The 21115-nt window shown below is 53.5% G+C and carries 24 protein-coding genes; 9 read left to right on the top strand and 15 right to left on the bottom strand.

Features of this window, described 5'->3' with window-relative positions; translation table 11 throughout:
• Positions 1-154 precede the first annotated feature (154 nt).
• The 5 genes from yycF (at position 155) to AC27KL_RS24415 (ending at position 5706) form a co-directional block, all read left to right on the top strand.
• Entirely contained in the window at positions 155-886 is a 732-nt protein-coding gene (gene yycF / locus AC27KL_RS24435; RefSeq protein ID WP_339322810.1) for a response regulator YycF, read from the top strand.
• The gene (gene walK / locus AC27KL_RS24430) at positions 887-2713 is read left to right on the top strand and encodes a cell wall metabolism sensor histidine kinase WalK (protein WP_339322809.1); all 1827 of its coding nucleotides are present in this window, start codon (positions 887-889) and stop codon (positions 2711-2713) included.
• On the top strand, positions 2710-3987 hold the full coding sequence (locus AC27KL_RS24425) for a YycH family regulatory protein (RefSeq protein WP_339322808.1): 1278 nt from the start codon (positions 2710-2712) through the stop codon (positions 3985-3987). The genes walK and AC27KL_RS24425 overlap by 4 nt, the downstream gene beginning before the upstream one ends.
• A 109-nt stretch (positions 3988-4096) precedes the next feature.
• Positions 4097-4894 (top strand): two-component system regulatory protein YycI, encoded by a 798-nt coding sequence (gene yycI / locus AC27KL_RS24420; protein ID WP_036710650.1) that lies wholly within the window; start codon positions 4097-4099, stop codon positions 4892-4894.
• Positions 4895-4899: 5 nt separating this feature from the next.
• Positions 4900-5706, top strand: coding sequence for an MBL fold metallo-hydrolase (locus AC27KL_RS24415; protein ID WP_036710646.1), 807 nt, complete (start codon positions 4900-4902; stop codon positions 5704-5706).
• On the opposite strand, the gene AC27KL_RS24410 is transcribed toward AC27KL_RS24415, so the two are convergent.
• Positions 5675-5884: a hypothetical protein gene (locus AC27KL_RS24410; protein ID WP_036710643.1), complete on the bottom strand. Its 210-nt coding sequence runs from the start codon at positions 5882-5884 to the stop codon at positions 5675-5677. The two genes, AC27KL_RS24415 and AC27KL_RS24410, sit on opposite strands and share 32 nt — an antisense overlap.
• A gap of 729 nt (positions 5885-6613) precedes the next feature.
• Here AC27KL_RS24410 and AC27KL_RS24405 point away from each other — a divergent pair.
• The 3 genes from AC27KL_RS24405 (at position 6614) to rlmH (ending at position 8862) form a co-directional block, all read left to right on the top strand.
• Complete coding sequence (locus AC27KL_RS24405) at positions 6614-7858, top strand: S1C family serine protease (RefSeq protein ID WP_487171410.1); 1245 nt, start codon at positions 6614-6616, stop codon at positions 7856-7858.
• A 223-nt stretch (positions 7859-8081) separates the two neighbouring features.
• Positions 8082-8249 carry a CxxH/CxxC protein gene (locus AC27KL_RS24400; RefSeq protein ID WP_339322806.1) on the top strand — a complete coding sequence of 56 codons (168 nt, stop codon included), beginning with the start codon at positions 8082-8084 and terminating at the stop codon, positions 8247-8249.
• A gap of 133 nt (positions 8250-8382) precedes the next feature.
• Positions 8383-8862 carry a 23S rRNA (pseudouridine(1915)-N(3))-methyltransferase RlmH gene (rlmH, locus tag AC27KL_RS24395; RefSeq protein ID WP_487171409.1) on the top strand — a complete coding sequence of 160 codons (480 nt, stop codon included), beginning with the start codon at positions 8383-8385 and terminating at the stop codon, positions 8860-8862.
• Between the two features lie 90 nt (positions 8863-8952).
• Here rlmH and AC27KL_RS24390 read toward each other — a convergent pair whose 3' ends face one another.
• The 12 genes from AC27KL_RS24390 to AC27KL_RS24335 all read right to left on the bottom strand — a co-directional run bounded on the left by AC27KL_RS24390 (position 8953) and on the right by AC27KL_RS24335 (position 19027).
• Entirely contained in the window at positions 8953-9360 is a 408-nt protein-coding gene (locus tag AC27KL_RS24390; protein ID WP_415998668.1) for a hypothetical protein, read from the bottom strand.
• Between the two features lie 67 nt (positions 9361-9427).
• Positions 9428-11077 carry a recombinase family protein gene (locus AC27KL_RS24385; protein WP_487171408.1) on the bottom strand — a complete coding sequence of 550 codons (1650 nt, stop codon included), beginning with the start codon at positions 11075-11077 and terminating at the stop codon, positions 9428-9430.
• Positions 11074-12633, bottom strand: coding sequence for a recombinase family protein (locus tag AC27KL_RS24380; RefSeq protein WP_487171407.1), 1560 nt, complete (start codon positions 12631-12633; stop codon positions 11074-11076). Before AC27KL_RS24380 ends, AC27KL_RS24385 begins: the two co-directional genes overlap by 4 nt.
• A 10-nt stretch (positions 12634-12643) precedes the next feature.
• Complete coding sequence (locus AC27KL_RS24375; RefSeq protein ID WP_487171406.1) at positions 12644-12805, bottom strand: hypothetical protein; 162 nt, start codon at positions 12803-12805, stop codon at positions 12644-12646.
• A 29-nt stretch (positions 12806-12834) separates the two neighbouring features.
• Positions 12835-13152 (bottom strand): DUF960 family protein, encoded by a 318-nt coding sequence (locus AC27KL_RS24370; protein WP_487171405.1) that lies wholly within the window; start codon positions 13150-13152, stop codon positions 12835-12837.
• 29 nt (positions 13153-13181) lie between these two features.
• Positions 13182-13649: a JAB domain-containing protein gene (locus AC27KL_RS24365; RefSeq protein WP_487171404.1), complete on the bottom strand. Its 468-nt coding sequence runs from the start codon at positions 13647-13649 to the stop codon at positions 13182-13184.
• Positions 13646-14011: a hypothetical protein gene (locus tag AC27KL_RS24360; protein WP_339322799.1), complete on the bottom strand. Its 366-nt coding sequence runs from the start codon at positions 14009-14011 to the stop codon at positions 13646-13648. The genes AC27KL_RS24365 and AC27KL_RS24360 overlap by 4 nt, the downstream gene beginning before the upstream one ends.
• Positions 14012-14226: 215 nt before the next feature.
• Entirely contained in the window at positions 14227-15735 is a 1509-nt protein-coding gene (locus AC27KL_RS24355) for a hypothetical protein (RefSeq protein ID WP_487171403.1), read from the bottom strand.
• A 68-nt stretch (positions 15736-15803) separates the two neighbouring features.
• Positions 15804-16334 carry a hypothetical protein gene (locus AC27KL_RS24350; RefSeq protein ID WP_487171402.1) on the bottom strand — a complete coding sequence of 177 codons (531 nt, stop codon included), beginning with the start codon at positions 16332-16334 and terminating at the stop codon, positions 15804-15806.
• 454 nt (positions 16335-16788) lie between these two features.
• The gene (locus AC27KL_RS24345) at positions 16789-17292 is read right to left on the bottom strand and encodes a hypothetical protein (RefSeq protein WP_487171401.1); all 504 of its coding nucleotides are present in this window, start codon (positions 17290-17292) and stop codon (positions 16789-16791) included.
• A 221-nt stretch (positions 17293-17513) separates the two neighbouring features.
• The gene (locus AC27KL_RS24340) at positions 17514-18662 is read right to left on the bottom strand and encodes a hypothetical protein (RefSeq protein ID WP_487171400.1); all 1149 of its coding nucleotides are present in this window, start codon (positions 18660-18662) and stop codon (positions 17514-17516) included.
• 101 nt (positions 18663-18763) lie between these two features.
• A complete protein-coding gene (locus AC27KL_RS24335) occupies positions 18764-19027 on the bottom strand; it encodes a hypothetical protein (protein WP_487171399.1) in 264 nt (87 codons plus the stop codon).
• Between the two features lie 254 nt (positions 19028-19281).
• Between AC27KL_RS24335 and AC27KL_RS24330 the strand changes: the two genes are divergently transcribed.
• Positions 19282-19659 (top strand): helix-turn-helix domain-containing protein, encoded by a 378-nt coding sequence (locus AC27KL_RS24330; RefSeq protein WP_487171398.1) that lies wholly within the window; start codon positions 19282-19284, stop codon positions 19657-19659.
• A gap of 52 nt (positions 19660-19711) precedes the next feature.
• Here the strand turns inward: AC27KL_RS24330 and AC27KL_RS24325 are convergent, their stop codons facing one another.
• On the bottom strand, positions 19712-19951 hold the full coding sequence (locus AC27KL_RS24325; protein WP_487171397.1) for a hypothetical protein: 240 nt from the start codon (positions 19949-19951) through the stop codon (positions 19712-19714).
• Between the two features lie 110 nt (positions 19952-20061).
• Positions 20062-21099, bottom strand: a complete 1038-nt coding sequence (locus tag AC27KL_RS24320; protein WP_487171396.1) for a hypothetical protein — start codon at positions 21097-21099, stop codon at positions 20062-20064.
• Positions 21100-21115: the final 16 nt, after the last annotated feature.

Below are 21115 nucleotides of genomic sequence, written 5' to 3'. Positions count from 1 at the left end.
AAGTACATGGCACGGCCTCTTCCGGGAGGCGGTGCCTTTTCGCTTCAAGGGAGGCTGCCCAGGAATTGCCGCTTGAACGGGATGTGACGCGAAGCCAGGTATGGTAAAATGGGAAAAGGACTGTACAAGCTTTGATGAACGGGGTGAAAGGCGAATGCAGGGAACCATTTTGGTAGTGGATGACGAACAGCCCATTGCCGATATTTTGAAGTTTAATTTGGAAAAAGAGGGCTATGACGTCATTTGCACCTTTGACGGCGTCAGCGCGGTTGAAATGGCCTTGTCGACCCAGCCGGACCTGATGCTGCTCGATTTGATGCTGCCGGGTAAGGACGGGATGGACGTCTGCCGCGAGGTGCGCGCGCAGGGGCTCCACATGCCGATCATCATGCTTACGGCAAAGGACGGCGAGATCGACAAGGTGCTGGGCCTCGAGATGGGGGCGGACGATTACGTCACCAAACCGTTCAGCACGCGCGAGCTGCTGGCCCGGGTGAAGGCGCAGATGCGGCGGCAGACGAAGACGGCGGGGGCCGAAACGGCTGCCGTGGCGGCGCTGGAGACGAAGCAGGGCATTCAGCTGTTTGACCTTTTTATAGATACGGACATGTATTTGGTGTATAAGGACGGCGAGGCGCTCGATTTGACGCACCGGGAATACGAGCTGGTGTATTATCTGGTGAAAAACGCCGGGAAAGTGATGACGCGGGAGCATTTGCTCCAGGCGGTGTGGGGCTTTGAATATTTCGGGGACGTCCGGACGGTGGATGTCACGATTCGGAGGCTGCGCGAGAAAATCGAGGAAAATCCGAGCAAGCCGGAGTATATTTTGACGCGCCGCGGTCTCGGTTACATGATGCGAAGTCCCAAAAACGGAGGCCTGTAAATGAAGTGGACCTCCTTTTTCCGCACCATTCAGGCGAAGCTGATCATTATTTATGTGCTGCTCATCCTGATCGCCATGCAGCTGATTGGCGTTTATTTCGTGAGTGCCATGAAAAACTCGCTAACCCGGAATTTTACCCAAGATTTGCAGGAAAGAGCCGAGCTCTTGTCTGTGCTGGCTGCGGAGAAACTGGAGAGCGCCGCCGATACGGGCGAGAATAATTCCGTCGAAACCCTGGGGCCGATCGTGACGAACCTGTTCAATATGGACGGGGCGGAAATCCAGGTGCTGGACGCAAGCGGAAAAGTGTTGATCACGTCCAATCAGTCGCATATGGACATCGTCGGCCGCAAAAATACCCAAACGGTGGTGAGCCGTGCCCTTCAAGGCAGCAAGGACAACGAGGAATACGTCATCGACGAGGACAACGTCCGGAAGAAGGTCGTCGCCAAACCGCTGATCAACAAGGGGAAAATCATCGGCGCGGTCTATATCGTCGCTTCGATGAAAGAACTGTACACGACGATGGGGCGGGTCAACAACATCTTCATTTCGGGCATCCTGCTGGCGCTCGGGCTGACGGCGGTGCTTGGCGTCATTTTGGCGCATACCATCACGCACCCGATCAAGGAAATGACGCGGCATGCCACGGCGGTCGCCGAAGGCAAATTCGACCTCAAGATGCCGGTCTTCGGCAACGACGAAATCGGGCAGTTGAGCGAAGCTTTTAACTATATGACGACCCGCCTCCGGGAAGCGCTGCTGGTCAATGAAGAGGAGAAAGAGAAGCTGGCCTCCATCCTGACCAACATGAGCGACGGCGTGATCGCGACGGATGAAGCGGGGCGCATCATTCTGATGAACCGCCGCGCGGCGGCCATTCTGAACGTGGATGAAGAAGAAGTGTCCGGCTCCGCCATCGCCGAGGTGCTCGGACTGAGCGAGGAACAGACGCAGATGTTCACGGAGGGGACGTACGTGACGATGCTGCTGCAAATGAGCCAGGAGGCGGACCGGTCCTATATGATCCGGGTGACCTTTACTCCGATCCACCGCCGGGAGGTCGGCATTACGGGGACGATCGCCGTGCTGCAGGACGTTACCGAGCAGGAAAAGCTCGAGGCGTCGCGGCGCGAATTCGTGGCGAACGTTTCGCATGAACTGCGGACGCCGCTGACGACGATCAAAAGCTATACCGAAGCGCTGGATGACGGCGCGCTGGACGATCCGCCGCTGGCTTCGCGGTTCGTGGGAGTCATTCAGAACGAAACCGGCCGGATGATCCGGCTTGTGACCGATTTGCTCCATCTGTCCCGGCTGGATAGCAAGGAGGCCCTCATGCGCAAGCAGCCGACCGATGTGCTGGAGATGCTGGAGGACGTGGCGGACCGCTTCTCCTTCCAGATGCAGCAGAAGGATATCGGCTCCGAGGTCAAGGTGGGCGCCGGGCTTCCGAAAGCGCTGTGCGACCGCGACCAGATCGACCAGGTGCTGGATAATCTGGTGTCCAATGCGCTGAAATACACGCAGCCCGGCGGAAGCATCACGATGGGGGCCGTGCAAGCGCCCGGGGGCATGCTGGCCATCGCCGTGCAGGATACGGGGATCGGCATTCCGAAGAAGGATCTGGACCGGATCTTCGAGCGCTTTTACCGGGTGGACAAGGCCCGCTCCCGCAGCATGGGCGGCACCGGTCTCGGTTTGTCCATTGCCAGGGAGATCGTCATGGCGCACGGCGGCACCATTTCGATTCAATCCGAACTCGGGCAGGGCACGAAAGTGACGTTTACGCTGCCGCCGGCGGAAGACGAGGGGGTGGCGTCATGAAGGAACGGTTGAAATCGCTCCTCCTGCTGCTGCTCGTCGCGGGCAGCCTGGTGCAGAGCTATTATCTCATCTACCGGCTTCCGGGAAGCGATACGGCCGCCAAAGCGACCAATACCTATATCAAGACGGATAACATGGGTCCGCAGCAGCGGATCGAAAACATGGTGTATCCGGACAAGATGCTCATCCATATGGGCGAAGGCAAGCATACCGTTTTTTATCCGAATTCGACGTTTTATAAATTGATCTACGCGCGCCTCAAGGGGCGCAGCTTCGAAAATTTCCAGCGGGAATCCGTGGAAAACGTGGACTGGAACAAAATCAGGACCGAAAATCCCGGCATCGAGCTGACCTTCGGCGCGGGAATTCCCGTATCGCTGCTCGAACGCGTGATGCAGATTCAGCCCGATTCGCTGTTTGAGGCGGAGCGCATCAACCGGATTTGGATCTATAACACGCCAAGCGAATCGAAAACGCATGCGCTATTTTTCAGCACGCAAGGGGACGTGATGTACGAAGCGGCCAAGGTCGATTTGACCGTCCAGGACGTGCAGCAGCACGTGGATTTCGGCAAGAACTGGATTCCGTATTCGATGCAAAACGGCGGGGCTTATTACGTGCCGGAAAAGCCGCTCGACGTCGTGGAGGCGGACCTGGAGATCGGATCGTATACGGTGGCGCAAATGCAGCAGAGCCTCTTTTTCGACCCGGGCATCACCCGGTACATTCGGGAGAAGGACGGCTCGGAGATCTATACCGATTCGAAACGCAGCCTGCAGGTGCGCCAGGAGCAAAAATGGATGAGCTACACCGATCCGGCAGCGCCCCCGGCAGGGGAGAGCAGCGACAGCAAGGATATGTTGGCCGCCGTGGACTTCGTGAACGAGCATGGCGGCTGGAACGGCGAATACCGCGTGGATTTGTCAAGCGTCGGCGTCGGGCAGAACCAGGTCGTGTTCCAGCAGTATTTCGGCTCCTACCCCGTTTTGGATACGCCTGGCTTCCATTACGGCAAAATGAAGCTGGACCTGCAGCAGGGCAACGTGTCCACCTATGAGCGGTCGTTGATTTACATGAAGCCCGGGCAATCGAAGCAGGTGAGGAAGCTTCCGGCCGGAAACAGCTTAAGGCCGATGCTGCTTGCCATCAGCAAGGATTCGCCGATCGAAGATCTGTACCCGGCCTATTTGCCCAAGCTGGATGAAGGAAAGCTGAAACTGGCGCCGGTATGGGCGGTGAAGCTGGCCAACGGGCAAATCCGGACCATCCGATAGAGAAACGCAAGGTGCGGGTTGGCGGCGGGACCGGCCGGCGATGAACCGCTGGCGGGCCTGCGAAGCGGCCGCTGAACAAGCTTCATAAACGATTCAAGGAGGCGAAGCAATGGATTGGGGACGGGCCAAAAACGTGCTGATATACGCTTTTTTGCTGTTGAACCTGGTGCTGGGATACCAGCTGTGGATCGACATGCGCGAGCAGGCGGACACCAGTCTGGATTTCGCCTCCTTATCGGAAAGCACGCAGAAGGTGATGAAGGAAAAGTCGATCCAGCTGCTGTGCCAAATTCCGAGCATGACGCCGCAGCTGCCGAAAATTACGTACCAATACGTCAACGGGGACAGCGTCGGGCGGCAGGTTACGCTTGGGGAGCATATCGAAAGCCAGCTGATTTTCAAAGAACGGGAGCTGGTCAATGCCTTGAAGCAATCGATTCCGGACATCGCGAACTATCAGTATGACCCGCAGGCCAGCGAATACGCGACCAAAAGCGAGCTCGAACGCATCCAGGAAGCCGGAGCGGCCGGCCGGTTCGTCATGCATACGCTTGTGGACCACAAATGGCCGCTGTTTAACGATCAGCTGGAGCTGTATTACAGCGAGCAGCGGATCATCTCCTACCGCCAGTCGCCGGTTGAAATTACCGCGGTGGACGATGAAGAGCATCAAAAAATGATGCCTGCGAGCAACGCGCTGAAAACGCTGGTCGAGCGGCATCTTCCGCCGGGATCGGCGATCAAGGACATACAGCTTGGATATTACGGGCAAGTATACAATTCGGAAAGCCAGGTAGCCGCCCCGTCGTGGCGGTTCACATTGGAAAGCGGGGATATGTATTACGTTCAGGGCATCAGCGGAGATGTCACTGTGACCAGTCCGAAGACCGAGAAAGAAAGGGAGTAACGGGAATGGGGATATCTTTTACAGTGTTGTCCAGCGGGTCGACGGGGAACGCAACGATCGTCAGAAACGAAGAAACGACGCTGATGATCGATGCGGGCCTGAGCGCCAAACGGATTGACGAGCTTATGAAGGAGCGGGACGTGACGGGAGAGGAGATCGACGGAATTCTGGTCACCCACGAACATTCCGACCATATCAAAGGCCTCGGCGCCGTGGCGCGGAAATACGACCTGCCGATTTATGCGAATGAGAAAACATGGGAAGCGATGGAGAAATCCATCGGCAAAATAGCGGAGGAAAACCGGGTCGTCCTGGGCACCGGCGAGGTGCGCGACTTCGGCACGCTGCGGGTGGAATCGTTCGGGATTTCGCATGATGCGGCCGAGCCGGTAGGATACTGCTTTTACGACGGAAACGAAAAATTGAGCGTGGCGACCGACCTCGGCTATATGAGCGACAAGGTCAAGCAGGCCATCAGCGATTCGAACGTGCTTGTGCTTGAATCGAACCATGATATCGAGATGCTGCGGATGGGCCGGTATCCGTGGAACATCAAGCGCCGCATTTTGGGCGACATGGGGCATTTGTCCAACGAGGACGCAGGGGAAGCCTTAAGCGAGCTGCTGACCGGCGACCTGAAGCGAACGTACCTGGCCCATCTCAGCCGCGACCATAACATGATGGATTTGGCCAAAATGACGGTGCGCGACAGCATGGAGGAACGCGGCTGCTTTTATAAAGACAGCGAGTTCAAATTATGCGATACGTATTACGACCGTCCTACACCGTGGGATAAGGTGAGTGAACCATAAACTGGTCGAGCTCCGCCGCTTTTTTCTCCACCTCTTCGCGGGTGAGGATGCCCTTGTCGATCAGCAGCTCGATGATGGTGCTTAAGGCAAGGGTATTGCGGTAATGCTCTTCTTTCAAATCCCCAAGCTTGGCCATCAACTGCACGTAGTCCATGCCGGACGGAAACCGCTCTATCATCTGTTCTTCCTCCTTATATCGTTTTATCGTTTAGAAGACGACTGGATCGTTAATGCTATTTTTCCCAAAAACAGGCGAATCGATTCCACAAATCACCAGCGGCCGATTTCGATTTCAATTGGGACCTAAAGCCCCCTTGTGGTACAATGATTAGTACCTGAAAAACCTGAAATGCCTTGCTGTGCGAGGGCTTATGGCGTTTGACCTCCAACCCTTTTTTTGGCAGGGGCATCGCGTTTTTTGCCGCGGGAATGCCATTATGTTCAGGTATGCTGTGAAGTATAAGAGGTGCTTTCTCTTTTATTCTAGTAGCCCGCCGCCTGAATTATTCCTATTTTCAAAGAGAAGGTTTGCAAAACGGCCCATTTTCCATAAAAATTTCCTGATTTTCTGCTTGAAGGCACATTTTTAGGGTGATAGAAAAATAAAGGGCCGGCGAAACGAAACCTTTACGGCCATCGGTTAGTTTAAGATATATGGGAGCCTAACTTTCAAGAACATGCAGCCTTGTATCCCGAGACAATATTGGCTTAAAACGGCCTGTTTGCTTTGTAGGCCCTTTGCTCGGAAATGTTTTCCGAATGGAGACTTTTGCACTACAGAAAAAACGGCGCCGAAGAGGTAATCTTTAGGTATAGGACATCGGATGGATTACATACCTATATGGGTATTGGAGAAAGGCGGCAGAAACGGAATTTAGGCGCTTGATAACGAAGGGGAGAGGATCTCATGGGGCTGTTTCAAGATGATTTTTATTCAACCAAAGTGACGAAACGCAGACGTGTATTCGGCCGTGTTCGCAAGGCACGGGAAATTTGGCCGAGATCCAGGAGCAGCCGCGGGCTGTCGACGCTTCAGATCGCAACGATCAGTTCGGTTATCAGTGCGTTCGTGGCCGTGCTGCTGTTCAGCATGATTACGGGTCTGCCTGCCTCCGGGAAGGCGCCGCATGCGGTCGCCGCCCTGAATTCCAAGCAGGTGGACAGCGCCGCCGATCCCTATGAAAGACTGGTTCAGGCTGCGGCCAAGGTGCGGCCTACCGTTGTGAGCATCGTGAATTACAAGGACGGAAAAAAGGATAAAAGTCTGGAAGAGTCGGCTTTGGGATCGGGCGTCATTTTCAAAAAAGACAAAGGGCAGGCTTTTATCATAACGAATAACCACGTCATTGAAGGCGCGCAGGAGCTTGAGGCGGTGACGGTCAATGGCGAAATGAAAAAAGCGAAGCTTGTCGGCGCCGATAAAGTGAACGATATCGCGGTGCTTTCCGTAGACGGCAAAAACATCGGCGAAGTGGCCGAAATGGGCGACTCCGGGAAGCTGCGGCTCGGGGAGACGGTGCTGGCCATCGGCAATCCGCTGGGGCTCGGCGATACGCTGACCTCCGGCATCGTGAGCTACACGAACCGCATCGTGCCGGTTTCGCTGAACCAGGACGGCGTATACGACTGGGAGCAGGAGGTCATCCAGACCGACGCGGCCATCAACGAAGGGAACAGCGGCGGAGCGCTCGTCGATCTGAACGGAAAAGTGATCGGGATCAACACGATGAAAATCGCCGACACCGGGGTAGAGGGCTTGGGATTCGCGATCCCGGCCGATCAGGTGATGAAGACGGTCAACGAGCTGATGACGCACGGAAAGGTTGCCCGTCCGTATATCGGCATTTATTCGATGGACCTGAACAACTCCTATGCACCTTTAGAGGAAGACCAGCTCAAAGAGTTGAAGCTGCCAAGCGACGTTAAGGACGGCGTCGTGGTGTTGGATGCAATCGGGCCCGCGCAGGAGGCCGGACTTCAGCTGAACGACGTGATCGTGAAATTCAACGATACGCCGATCCCGACGACGCTGGAAATGAAAAAATTTCTGTACGACAAAGTCAAAATCGGCGACACCGTGAAGGTCACGTTTTATCGCGACGGAAAAGAGCAAACAACCAATGTGAAGCTGGCGGAAAAGCCGGATCAATAAAACGCATTGGAGCCAAAATAAGAAAGGGAGCAGCGGATTGCGAAGATGCCTGCGGTTCCCTTTGCGGGCCGGCAGAAGTTTCCCCCGCCGCAGGCCCGTCCATGGTATAATCAAAAGAAAGCGCTGGGAAAACCGGGCGCGCATACGCCTGATGAAGGGCTAAAGTCAGTAAAACTAGGGCAGGATCACAACCTTGTGTAGCGCTGGAAGGGATGCTTTCGATATGTACGTAGTATGCAAAGAACATTTGGAACTTGCCATCGACATGTTCGTGGACGAATACGAGGATGCTCCGGACATCGTGGATTTGAAGGAAACGGAATTCTCCGACTGGGATCCGCCGGTGCAGTGTGCGCATTGCGAGCAGGCAGGCAAGTTTCTGGTGGTCTGACATAAGTGAAAAAGCGAAAGAGGAGCGTGGGAGCACGCTCCTCTTTGCACGTTTAGCCTTAAAAGAAAATGAAAGCAGGCAGCGCCTGCCATAATAAATACATAACCCATGTATGAGGGATGGAGGATTCTTCATGTTGATTCAAATCATTGGCGTCGGCAAATTGAAGGAAAAGTATCTGGTGCTGGGCATCCAGGAATACGCCAAGCGGCTGACCCCGTACATCAAATTCCAGGTGATCGAGGTCGCGGACGAAAAAGCGCCGGACACCTTAAGCGAAGCGGAGGTGTCCATCGTGAAGGAGCGCGAGGGCGAACGCATCCTCGCGCAGGTGAAGGAGAGCGCGCACGTGATCGCGCTCGCCATCGGCGGCCAGCTCTGGAGCTCGGAGGAGCTGGCCGCCGAACTCGACCGGCTCGGCACCTACGGGACAAGCCATGTCGTGTTCGTGATCGGAGGGAGCCACGGGCTCTCCGATCAGGTGCTGCGCCGCGCCCAGCAGCGCTTGAGCTTCGGGCGCATGACGCTGCCGCACCAGCTCATGCGCCTGGTGCTGGTGGAGCAGATTTATCGCGCGGTGAAGATCAATCGGGGGGAACCGTATCACAAGTAGGGCGAAATTTTGGATCTTACGAGCTTAAGGGAAGTGGATTGGATTCTGCTATGTTAAAGAATAGGGTAGTTAAGCAAAAGACTTCAAAGATTATTGATCTGTCGAATTAGAGTAGAATTGTTGATACCGTTCTAAAGACTTCTTACCATTCTTCTTGACATACTCTCGTTGCTTCTCAACATTATATCCTACATAGTCAGAATAGAAAGTTCCCGTATCTAAATGTAGACTTGTAGCGTTAGATGCCATGCGGTTTTCAGGTTCCGTAGTAATTTCTATACTGTCATAAAGGCGACTTCTTTTAGCATCTACAACAGTTGCCTTCCAACCTTGATTGGTTTTAATATCAGCAAGTCGGACTCTAGCAACGAGCGCTATAACAACTTCTTGCTCATTATGCTCATCAGTTACAAATGCGTCGATAATATGCTTTTTATGAGCGAGGTCGAGAATTTGTGTAACATCGAGTGTTTTTATTTCATTTGATCCATTCGCCATATAATTCAACCCAACCTTTCATATGTAGTTATAGTTTGTATCGGTAATATATGGGTTGCTTATTATATCAAATGAAAAAGGTGAGCTTGCAATGCAATTTTGGGGTTTTTCCGGACAAAGAAAAAGCCCCTTCCACCGTTATTTCAGTGGAAGGGGCTACGCTTAAAAAATACTTCTCGGTCTCCTCATTGAAAGCTAGCTCGACGCTGTCGACGCGCTTTCTTTCGTCCAGCGTGATCTTCTTTACGATCAGGTGCATCAGGGTCTTGCGCTGCGGGAACGGCGAGCGGTGGAGCAGGGTGTCGAACCTGCCCACCAGGGAACGTACGAGCTCGTAGGAGACGGGCTCGGCCAGATCGTCGCGGAGTTCCAGTTCCAGCTTCGACCGGCGGGTAAGCTCGGTGTCGAGCTCCCTGTTCAGGTCGTTCAGGCGCTCCGCGAACAGGCCGCGGTCGATCTCGTCCATCTCGTACAGCCCGAGGTATTTGCGCTTCTTTTCCTCCAGCTTGTCGATGCGGGCTTGGACTGCCGCTAGCTCGTCGTGAAGCGGCTTGATGCGTCCCGATCGGTGTTCGTTGATGCTGCGTACGACTTTCTTGAGAATGTGAGGCTGAGTCACTGCCTGCCGGATGCGCTCCGTCACGGCTTTTTCGGCCTCGTCCTTGCGGACGCTGTTGGCGTGGCAGACCGAACTGCCCTGGCTGCGAAAGCGACCGCAGGAGTAGTACATGCGGACGATCTTCGTCCCGTCCTTCGCCCGGTTTACCGTGCGGCTTGCGGTCATCGCCGCGCCGCATTCGGGGCATCGGATGAGCCCGGTCAGCAAGTACTCCCCCTCGAAACGCTTCTTCGGCATGACACTCTTCTTCTGCCGCAGGAGCTGTACCTTCTCCCATAACTCTTCAGAGATGATCGCCGGATGATGGCCCTCGGAAAGTATGAGCTCGGTGGACTTGCCATTGCGGCGTCTTTCCGCCCAGTTCTCGTAGCGGTTATAGCGGATTTTTCCGACAAACATCGGATTGTCGAGAATGTCCCGGATGGCGCAAGTGGAGAAAGTCTTGCCAGTCCTGGTCTTGTAGCCCCGGCGGTTCAGGTCGTTGGCAATCGCCTTCAGGCCGTGACCGGCGGCATACTGTTCGAAAATGTTGCGGACAAGTGCCGCCTCCTCCTCGATGACGACAATCCTTGTCTCTTTCCCGCGTTCGTCGACCTTGACGCTCCGGTAGCCGATCGGCACCTTGCCGTTGTGCTTGCCCGTTCTGGCGCGCTGCTTGTGGCCCATCTTCACGTTGTCCACGATCGTGTTGCGCTCCAGCTCCCCCACAGCACCCATCATTTGAAGTGCGAATTTTCCCATAGACGTGGTTGTATCAAAATTCTCGGAAAGTGAGCGGAAGGCGACGTTGTTCTTTTCCAGCAGGTCGACGATATGGAGGAGGTCGATGTTCTTGCGGGCCATCCGATTGAATTTCCAGACTAACACCTCGTCAAACTTCCTGTCCTGAGCGTCGCGAAGGAGTCGTTGGAGCTCATATCGCCCCTCAATGCTCTTTCCACTGACGCCCCGGTCCACGTACTCCCCCACGATCTCCCATTTGTATACATCGCAATACTTTCGCAGAGTTTCAAGTTGAGCGTCGATGGAGTAGCCGTGCTCAGCTTGCTCCTCTGTGCTGACACGAGCGTAGATGGCGACTCTTATTGTTTGGTTCATCCTTGCTTGTCCCTCCTTGTTGGAATCGGCGGAATCTCCAGACTCAGCAGGGCTGACGTGCCCTGGATGGTCGCCGCCGAGATGTCCCGGTCACGCGGGACAGTGATGTAATCGATAAGGCTTCGGTAAAGCTTCTTTTGCTGTTCGGGTGAGGCATTCCGCATCATGGGCCGAAAGCTGTCCAGCGCTTGCCGAATGCTCGCCTCAGGAATGGGGCGCTCGGGCTGTCCGGCTACAGATCGTTCTAATTTTTCCCGCTCTTCCTCCAGAAGCCCTGATTCAGCCCGAATCTCATCCAGCCTTTTTCGGAGTTCCGGGGCATCGATGTGCCCATCTTCGAAAAGCTCGTAACATCGGAGGCTTCGCTTTTTCTGAGAGGCGAGCTGGGCGTCGATTTGCTTCAATGCCTGCCGGATAGGCAGCAACTTCCTGTCCCGCCTGAGATTGATCTCCTCCACCAGCCGCTCTGCAACGGAAGGATGGGTGATGAAATGCCGGACCCGGGATTCGACCCAGGCTTCGGCTTCATCTGCCCGAATATGGTTCGCCCGGCAAACCTTGCTTCCTCCGGAGTTGTATTGGCTGCACACATAGTAGAAGCTGTTGGAATGAATGCCGTTTTTTCGTTTTCGTGAGACGTGGGACGGAATCATACTGCTTCCGCAGCTCGGGCACTTGAGAAGCCCTGACAGCGGGAAGGGACGCGTGATGCGCTTTGTTGGCAGGCATGAGCTTCCGGCAAGCCGCAGCTGCACACGCTCCCAAAGTTCTAGCGAGACGATTGGCTCGTGCTCGCCGTCCACCGTTTGTTTGTTACCTTGCTCATCCGTGTAGGTAATCTTGCCGATGTAGTTCACGTTGGTCAGGATGCCGCGTACCGAAATGCTATGAAAGGCCTTGCCGCGCTTCGTCCTGTGGCCATTTCCGTTCAATCGGTTGACGATGGCCTTCAGGCCGCCGCCGCTGGCGTACATCTCGAAAATGGAGACGACCCGCTCGGCTTCCCCGGGCACGATCTCTAAGTAGGAAAGGCGCGGGTCGTCGGGATGGGTGACCCAGCGATATCCGAGAACCTGATTGCCGCTGTTCCATCTGCCGAGCCTGCTGCGCTGCTGCATGCTGTGGCGGACGTTCTGCGCGATTTGCCGCCTTTCGTGTTCGGCCACGGACCCGGCCATCTGAAGGGCGAACTTGCCCATCGGCGTATCCGTCTGGAACTCCTCCGTCAGGCTGCGCAGAGCGATGCCGTACCTGTCCAGCAGCTCGACGATGTGTAGGAGGTCCTTCAGATTGCGGGAGAGCCGATTCAGCCGTAGGCACACGACTTGCCGGAAGCGACCGCTGCGGGCGTCTTCCAGAAGCTCACGGAGTGCCGGTCGGCCTTCGATCGACTTACCCGAGCGACCCGCGTCGACATAAACCTTTTGAACATCGATGTGAGACTTGCGGCAGTAATCCTGCAGGGCGTCCCTTTGGGCGTCCAGGCTGAAGCCCTCAACCTGCTGCTCAGTTGAAACGCGAATGTACAGGGCGGCCAGTTGTTTCTCGTAATTCATGGAGCACCCCCTACGCCACAATCTGCGCTTCGATGCCCAGACCTGCGAGGTAATTCAGCCAGAAGGCTGCGCGCTGATGCCGCTCCTGTTCGGCATCGATGTATTGGCAGATCATGTCGGCAAGGATGTCGATAAACAGGTCTTGTTCGTTCGATTCTTGTATGTTATTCACGGCTGATTCCTCCCTGGTGTTTGTAGTTTTCAGTATTCTTCGGGTAGCATGATGTGGGCGTGAATGCCCTCGTCGACGATCCAGACGGTGAGGTCGACGGGATTTTCGATGCCGCCAAGCGTGTATTCGGTACGTCTTTCAGGCTGCTCCTGGCGGTGAATGATATGCTGAACCTTCTGCCCCTCGATGTCTCGCACGGACAATTCGAAGATTTGCAGGTAATCCATCTCCAGGTCCTGATCCAGCTGCGCGTCAATAAATTTAAACAGGGTGTACGGCAATTCATGGGGAAGGTTGTCCCAGATTCCTTTGGTCGCAGCGCGCGGAGCGAAAGTGGGTTTTGGCACCGGTGGTGGTGCCCCTTTCTAAAGATGATTTACATAAGTCCTCGTTCTTTCAGGCTGACAAAGCTCCCTTCTCCCAGCACGATGTGGTCGAGAAGCTCGATCCCCATAAGCAAACCCGCATCCCGGATGCGTTCGGTGATTTCGACATCTTCGGAGCTTGGCGTCGGGTCCCCGCTCGGATGGTTGTGGCATCCGATGATGGATGCGGCATTGGCGAGAATGGCGAGCTTGTAGGTTTCCCTCGGGTGCACCAGCGAGGCATTGAGCGTACCGCAGGATACCATGTGGATGGCCGTCGGCTGGTTTTTGGTGTCCAAAGTGAGGATGCAGAACGCCTCCCGGTCAAAGTCGCCGAGAAATTGGCGGAATAAGTCAGCGGCATCGGCCGCCCTGTAGATTCTCCGTTGAGGGTACAGGATGGAAGTTTTCTCGCGAACCAGCCGCAGGCTCACCACCTGAACCCTTTTCGCTGGCTTTTCAATTTCGTTTACCGTCATTCCGGATCGGCCTCCTCTTCAATAGCCTGTAGGGCGAGCCATGTTTCCAGTTCGACCTCCTGCTCTCCCTTCAAGGAGAACACGCTTGTGAAGCTCTCGTTATCGTGCATGAGCATGATCCGGTAGTACGGGATGCCTTTGATTGTAAGCAGCTCGACGAATTCTACATTCAGGTAGGGGTACCTGAGGCCGAGTGAGAAAATGGAGGCTTTCGGTTCCTGGGGTTCCAGGCACACGATGCTGTAACCTCTACCGTCTAGCCGAAAGCCGTCTCCCTTACCGTCGAAATCCAGCAGCTTGCGAAGCTGGTCGAGCTCTTCTCTGGCTGCGCGTATCAGGACGGGCGCGCATTTGTGAGCCATGGTGTCTATGTCTGTCGTGCAGTGAATGTTTAACATATAGGTTTCGCCTCCAAGCGGGTATTGTTCCGCCCCTGTTACTCAAGGGGTACAAGGAAATAATATATATCTGAAAATTCAGACATTCCGCTTGGGGCGATCCCAATCTTTTTGCTTTCTAATTTTTGCCCGAACCGGCGCTTGTGCCTGGACGATCGGGGCGGTAAGGACGGTTTCCTTCAGGGGTTCATTTTCCCTCTGCGTCTCTTCTTGAGGGAGAGGGAAGAAACCGGCTTGTAGTGTTCGTTGGTAATGATGACCTTTCTGTCGCCTGTTTTCCGGGATTCGAAGAAAAGTCCGGCCTGTTCCAGATTCGACCGCAGGTTGTTCATCCGCCGGGTGAGAGCGTTCGGGCTCTCGGGCCAGTTCCTTCCGGAGATGCGGATAGCGTTTCTCATACATACATCCTGAAGCGCCGTGTACAGGGCGGTTGGGCTGCTTTCCCATTCCCGCCGGTCTTCCATGAGCTTTAAGAGGGCCGCTGCTACAGGGTTATTGTGCAGGATTTCCTGGCTTGAGCGTTGCTGATTTTCATTATAGGCTCTCAGGAAAAGCTGACCTGGTTTCCCCATGGCTTCGGCAATGGCGTACCCCCATTTGGCAAAGTCGGCCATCCTTGGCTTCTCGGCAAGCTCCACTTGTGGGAAAATGGCCATTGCCTTTGAGAGTAAGAGAAGGCACGAGCCCAGGATTTGGGGCAGGTCCTCGAGAAAAGCCTCCCATACTTCCCCTTCATCCTTTCGCTCGGAGGGCGGGATGCGCTTGAATTCGATGACAATGGAGCGGTCCAACAGGTCTGAGCGCGTAACGACAATGTTTATGCCGTTAAGCATGACGCAGCGTTTGAGCTGGAGTATGACTTCCTCGTCGTCAGTATAAAGTCTTCTTTTGGCGATGCTGCCCCCAGTGGCTGCCATGCATAGCAGGTCGCTCCGTTCGGACGATAGGGAATCAAGATTGTCGAATCCTGGCATGTAGTTGTTGCTGAGAATGATGCCCAGGTTGTCGGTGCTGTTGGGCATGGAAAGCAAATCCGTTCTCGCAGGATCGACGATGGCGCGAATCATCCGCATGGATGTGGACTTCGCGGCGCCTTTCTCCCCGGCGAGCACGAGAAGCGGATGAGGCATTTCCGGAATGAAACAGCTAACAATGTAGACGGCCAGTAAGAAGAGGTCCTTTTTAAGCTGGGTCCGGAAATGTTTCGAAAGCAATTTCAGCAGGTCGTGCGCCTCATCGAAATCAGGCCACACTTGCGGAGCCGTATTCGTGGTACGGTGGAAGATGCCCGGCCCGTTTTTAAATGCCCGGCATTCATTTGGGCCGACGAGAACGACACTGGATTGCGAATCGGCCAAGTCGTAAGCAATGCGTCCGTCTTTTGCACGAGCTATACGCCTGGATAGCTTTCTGATCTTTCCATCGAATGTAGCAATGGACTCGAAGTGATAGGCTGCTTGCTTCAATGCTTCCGGGCTCACAGGCTTGCCTGTAGCGTTATAGAAACGTTTGTGAAGGAAAAGCTTGTATGCTTTGCTGTTAACCTTCAGGGAGCGCCGGACATTCTTTTCCTTGATTTCTACGTATGCTTCGCCCAGGCTATCCGTGAAGTAAACGCCATCAGCGCCGAGATTGATTAGCTTCTGTACATCGGTTTCCTTCGGGTTTTCCCCAAATCTGCTTTTCATCCTGAATCCCTCTTTCCGAATGTGGTTTTTAACAAACGAGTTGCTAAAAGTGTGTCCTGCAAGCGTGACTAGAAAAGGTCGTCCCAGTCAAGCTCATCAATGTCGTCTTCTGTGTTCCCGTTGGCATCCTCTTCGTACTCAAGGTAGCCTTCATCCATCACGCCGGTATCGTCTTCTGAATCAGGAAAGTCGTCCTCCGGGTCCCAATCGGTACGGGCGATTTCTTCCTCGGTCGCCGCCCGAATATCTCCGATGGTGTAATTTTCTCTCATATTACACATTTCTCCTATTGAAATAGTCGACATTATAGCCGTGCCAAGAAGATCTTCCAGCTTCAGGTGTCCACCTTCTAGGGGAAGACACTGGAGCACGGTGAGTGTATGCATGAATTGGCTGCCCGGCTCCCAATCTACAGGGATGACATGTTCCAGGTAATGGGGGTGATCGCTTCCCTCCGGTAGTAGATGAAGGCCAAGCTTTAGTTTTGCTGAGGCCCCATCTGCACGGTGACATTCCGAGCGAACAATAACACCCAGATGTTCACCGCATTCTAGCGGTGAAAGGTTAGGGCATGGGCGATACAATTTTTCTACTTGCATTTCTAGCACTCCCTCTTCTTTTGATAGGCCCCCCACCTTGCAGACCAGTTACCGCCCGAATCGACCTTCCCGTCCCAAAAGAAACAGGGCGGGCTTGGCGTCTGTGGCGGAATGCTGTACGCTAGCAGGCAGTCTTTGCAGCGGGGATTTTCCAGTGGTACATTTGGTGCTTGTATGTTCTGTTTTCAAGGTGCGTTTGTTTATGTATTTATCATATTAGATGCCTGTTTTTCTGTCATTCTGCGCTAAGCGGGACTGGCTAGGGGCGATCAGACCGATTGGGGAGGGGGAACTTCCGGATACGGCTTATGCTATTTTTCTTGTTTTTGAAATTCCTGAATTTTGGAGGGAAAATCATACTTTTTTAGCGAGTTTCCTCTTTCATTCTCTCCTTTTCTCGGAAACAGAAAAAAAGAAGAGTCCAGGGCTTGTACAGGGCTCTCTTCCTTTTGTTTCACGAATTGGTATCCTGCGCCTTAAGCGCACGCTTTTGGTCTCTCTCTTGTCTAGCCTCTTGAAGAAGCGCTTTGAGTTCAGTTTCCGGGGTATATTTGAGAAGGGTGGGTATGAGCTGTTCTTTTTTCAGGTGCTTGAGAAGTCGTGCACGTTTCTTAAACTTATCCGCTTCCTTCTCCTGTTGTTCTCTCTTCATTGCCCTCTCTGCGGCGGTTCTGGTCTTACGCTTGTTTCCAAGGGCTTTAGCAAGTTCATTTGCCATTTCCCTGCACTCAATCTTGGCACGCTCACATTCACTTCGATCCGGGAAGAGCTGATTCATGTTCTGATTGGTAGTGAGGATTTTGTGGAGAGTAAGAATCCTCCCATGGGAAATAATTTTCCGCGCTTGTTGTTTTTGGGTCATATCTATACCGAATTCATCGTATAAGCAATGGGACTTCTCAACCAACTTTTTCAGGTTCCGGCCCCTTGGTGATAATCTTAGAATGTTACTATTCATGTTGGTAATGCTTCCTCCGTTTTTCGTTTCCTATCTTTCTATATTATATATGTCGGTTGGAGAGAGTGCATTTTGGAAGGTGTATGACGCTGGTAGGCTATGTTCTCCCGTCTCGATTGAATGAGAGAATTGGAAGGGCGGGTTGATCTCGCCAAAATAAAAAAAGAAGACCCGATTCCCAAATAGGAAGAATTGGATCTTCTCACCATGTCAGCTAGCGCCTACTTTTTCAACCACTCCAGCCATTTCGTGTTGACTTGTTCGAAGCTACCAAACGTTTGAACAAAGGCCTTTTCCATCGTTGGCTGTGTGCTAGCCAGGAAGCTGTTGAACTTGTCGCTACCGTAGGTTTCGTACAAGAATGCTGTAAACATGTAACCGCCGATATACTGTGTTTTCACGGAAATATTGTCTTTATAGATGATGATATGCTCCTGAGGCTTCTCAAGTATGATTGGCTTCCAGTACGCCTCGCTTTTCTTGAGATCATCAGTGCCTTTTGCTGCCAGGTATTCTGCTTGTCCTTCCTTGATCCACTGCATCTCCTCTCCACCGGTAAACCATCCTTTTTTATCTCCACGACGAATATTTTCCTGAAGATAAGTTTGCGGTGTATGAATGAATTCGTGTTTGAACAGATGGGTGAAGTAGGACTCGTCGTAAAGACCTCCTTCTAGCGTGTAACCCTTCTTTTGGTACGCTGATGGGGTGAGGACATGAATTTCTGCCTTCAGAACTTCATCAGTGCCGTAGGTGTAGTTGTAAGCCGTTCCCTCACTTACCTTGTCGGTTGCGGTAGGATGCAGATAAATATAGATTGGATGCAGACCGTCGTTCAGAATGCTACCAACCCCTGGCAGGAGAGATGCAAACTCGGTGGTTGCGACGTTGTACCCCTGTTCGAAATCGGCAGCGGCTTTCTCGACGTCCTTTTCATATTGCTTCGTGTATAGCAGCGTAAAATGCTTTGAATGATATTCCAACCAGCCGTCTTCCTTGTTTTTGGTTGATTGTGCCTGGGCCAGAAGCTGCTTCAGAGTCGAGACCTGGCCTTGAAGCTTCTGGATCTGCGCTTTGTCCTGATCCTTCTTATAGCTATTGAACATGAAGGTGCTCGTTTTGGAGTCGAATGCATAATTTGCCTGGAAGACCGTTCCGATGGCTGGTGCAGCGATGTATGTAGTCCCGTTCTGAGCGATCGTTGCGGGTACCATTTTGTTTCCGACCTGTATCTTGCCCTTGTTCGTAGTCAGGGTAAACCCGTCCAGCCCGATCTTGAGAATGGGGTTCGTGGCTGCTGTAGCTACTCCGAACCCGAGCAGAAACACGCAGAGTAGCGAGACAATGACTTTGACTTTTGAAAGCTTCATTTTCTAGTATCCCCTCTATGTTTAATTTCGACATCAGACAATAATTTTCGACATGTCAGGAAAATCCTTCCTGCATGTGGGAAATTCATAATTCATTGGGCTTATTCCTGCTGGTTCTTTGGAACTCCCTTTTTGGCTCCATAAGCGATTAGTGCAAGGACGACGACAATGATGGCAGTCCAGATGTAATGGTGTTTGATAAAGCCGATTCCCCACTCTATAATGGCGAAACCGATCATGACGCAGATGCCAAAAACGACGATCATGCTGTAGAACCCGCCGAAGGTAATGCTGAACATCCGGTTCAGCATAATAAATAGGACAATACCAACAATAAGGCCGAGAATGATTCCGAATGTGCTCACTTGCAAATCGCTCCTATGTTAGAAATTTGGTATGCAAAAATGCTGTGTCATAAGTAGTTCTTTGTTCTTCTCCTTTCGTAATGGTGGCCGTACCCACGCAAGTAAAATGTCGAATTTGTGCGTCTCAGGTACTATTCGTACTATATTCTCATTATAAGAACTTATAAGTATTATTTACAACATTTTCTTCTAGTTTGGTGCTCTGTCCGATAGAGACGTTATTTCCTACCCTTTGGATAAGGGTGGTGGTAGGAATGTCTGACTTCTTGGCGCTGGTAGGCGCCAGAATCAAGCAGTTAAGAGTGCAGAAGGGACTGTCGCAGGCCAGGCTGGCAGAGTTGGCCGAGCTACAGGATTCGTATATCGGGGGCGTAGAGAGGGGTAACCGGAACATCTCTCTGAATTCACTGGAAAAAATCATGTCGGCCCTGGGGGCCGACCCGGTAGAGGCACTTAAGTTTGGTAGATTGGACGAGGTCGCGGATTTGGACGGGGAATTGGAAAAGCAGGAGATCTTGGACATTCACTTGTCCCTGCTCAGGGACCGCAGTCTGCCGGAAATCAGGCTGGTGCATCGTGTGGCGAAGGACATGTTCGATACTTTTGACAGGAAAGCAGAGCACGAATCGTGAGAGGGGGGCGAGCGGGCGGCGTAGGCTGCAGCGCTCGCCCTTCTATTTATTGTCAAGGCCTTACCGCTCGGTAAATGAGACTAAGCCTGCACTTCAATGGCTTCCGATCTGCTTTTGAAAACTGGCAATGAGCTTCGAGACCCACTGGGAATGCGGTGGAGATGTTAAGGCTAAGAGAATGCTTGTCGACATGAAGAAGAATGCCGGTCAGCAGGTTTTGTGACGCCTCGACCTGCTCGAGCAGTTGATCTGCCTGCTTTGTCAGTGGAGCGATACGGTTATTGTTGAACATGGGTGAGTCTCCTTTTCAATGGAAATTGATATTGTTCAGGATTTGTTGTTGTTCCAAAAAGCGTCGGTACCGCCCTTGTCGCCGTCGACGCAAATGACGCAAACTTGGGGTCAAGAGCGGGCGTACTTCGGATTGATGTTGATAGATGCATCCAAATGCTTGCGGTAGAAGCGCATATCCCGGCTCGATTGGTTAGCCTGGGCGGTGAACGCCGTATGTAGCGTCTCATCCTCGAATGTAAAGAAGTCACGTCCCTTCTGGCCCCCGAAGAGGGCGATCATGGCATAGTGGTAGCTGCCCGGATTGCAGACGCCGCCGCTTCCGAGCGGGACAAGTTCGGCAACTTCCCCGACGGTCAGCTTTTCCTTGCGTTCCGGCTGCCTGTCGAGGGCGAGGAGCAGGCAGGCGAACAGCACGTCCGCATTTGCCCTTCCCGCTATTCGTTCGGGAGCGTATTTCTTGCAGTCGATGGCTCCCCAATTCAGTGATTGGATCACGGGCTCAATGGTGGGCGGAGTCTTGTCCGCCAGCTTGGCCAGCGCGTGCCGGTTCCCGTACGCCTTCAGGAAGCGGTCCAGCTGAACACGCGCCCGATCTACATCTTTGGGTTGCATCTTGGGGAGCAGTGCCCGGAAAAAGTCGGTGTAACGCAGGAGTCCGTCCAGGCTGAAGCCGTCGTCAGGCTCGCCGCCATCATGCCCGACCTCCATGAGGAGGTCCCACATCGCTTCTAACCGCTGTGCGTCCGCCAGCTCTAGCGCGTCAGGGCAGATCAGGTGGGCGAGAAATGAGGCGGTATCGAAGGCGAGGGGGTCGTTTTCGAGCCTGTTTGTCCAGTAGTCGAACACATGGGCGGGTTCAGCAGCCTCCTCCCGCACGAACTCCGGCCATAACCTGACGACGGACAGGGCAGTCTGCCGCTGGGCGTAGGGTGCGTCTTTCCGCTGCCAGAATCCACCGCGCCAGGACAGCGCTGTGCGAATCGTCTTCGGGTCGACTGCCTTCGGATCGGAGAACTGCTCGCGCCACTGGTTGAGCGGCTCGGTTGGGTACTTGGCGTAGGGGAAGTGTGACATGTGCTCGTCGAAGTGATCGTTAATGTAAGTGATGATGGCTTTTTTCTTGTTCTCACTGATGCTTAGGGCCATTGTGGGCTCCTCCTTT

It is taken from the genome of Paenibacillus sp. YAE3 (assembly GCF_057546105.1).
This window is presented reverse-complemented; position numbering and strand designations above follow the sequence as displayed.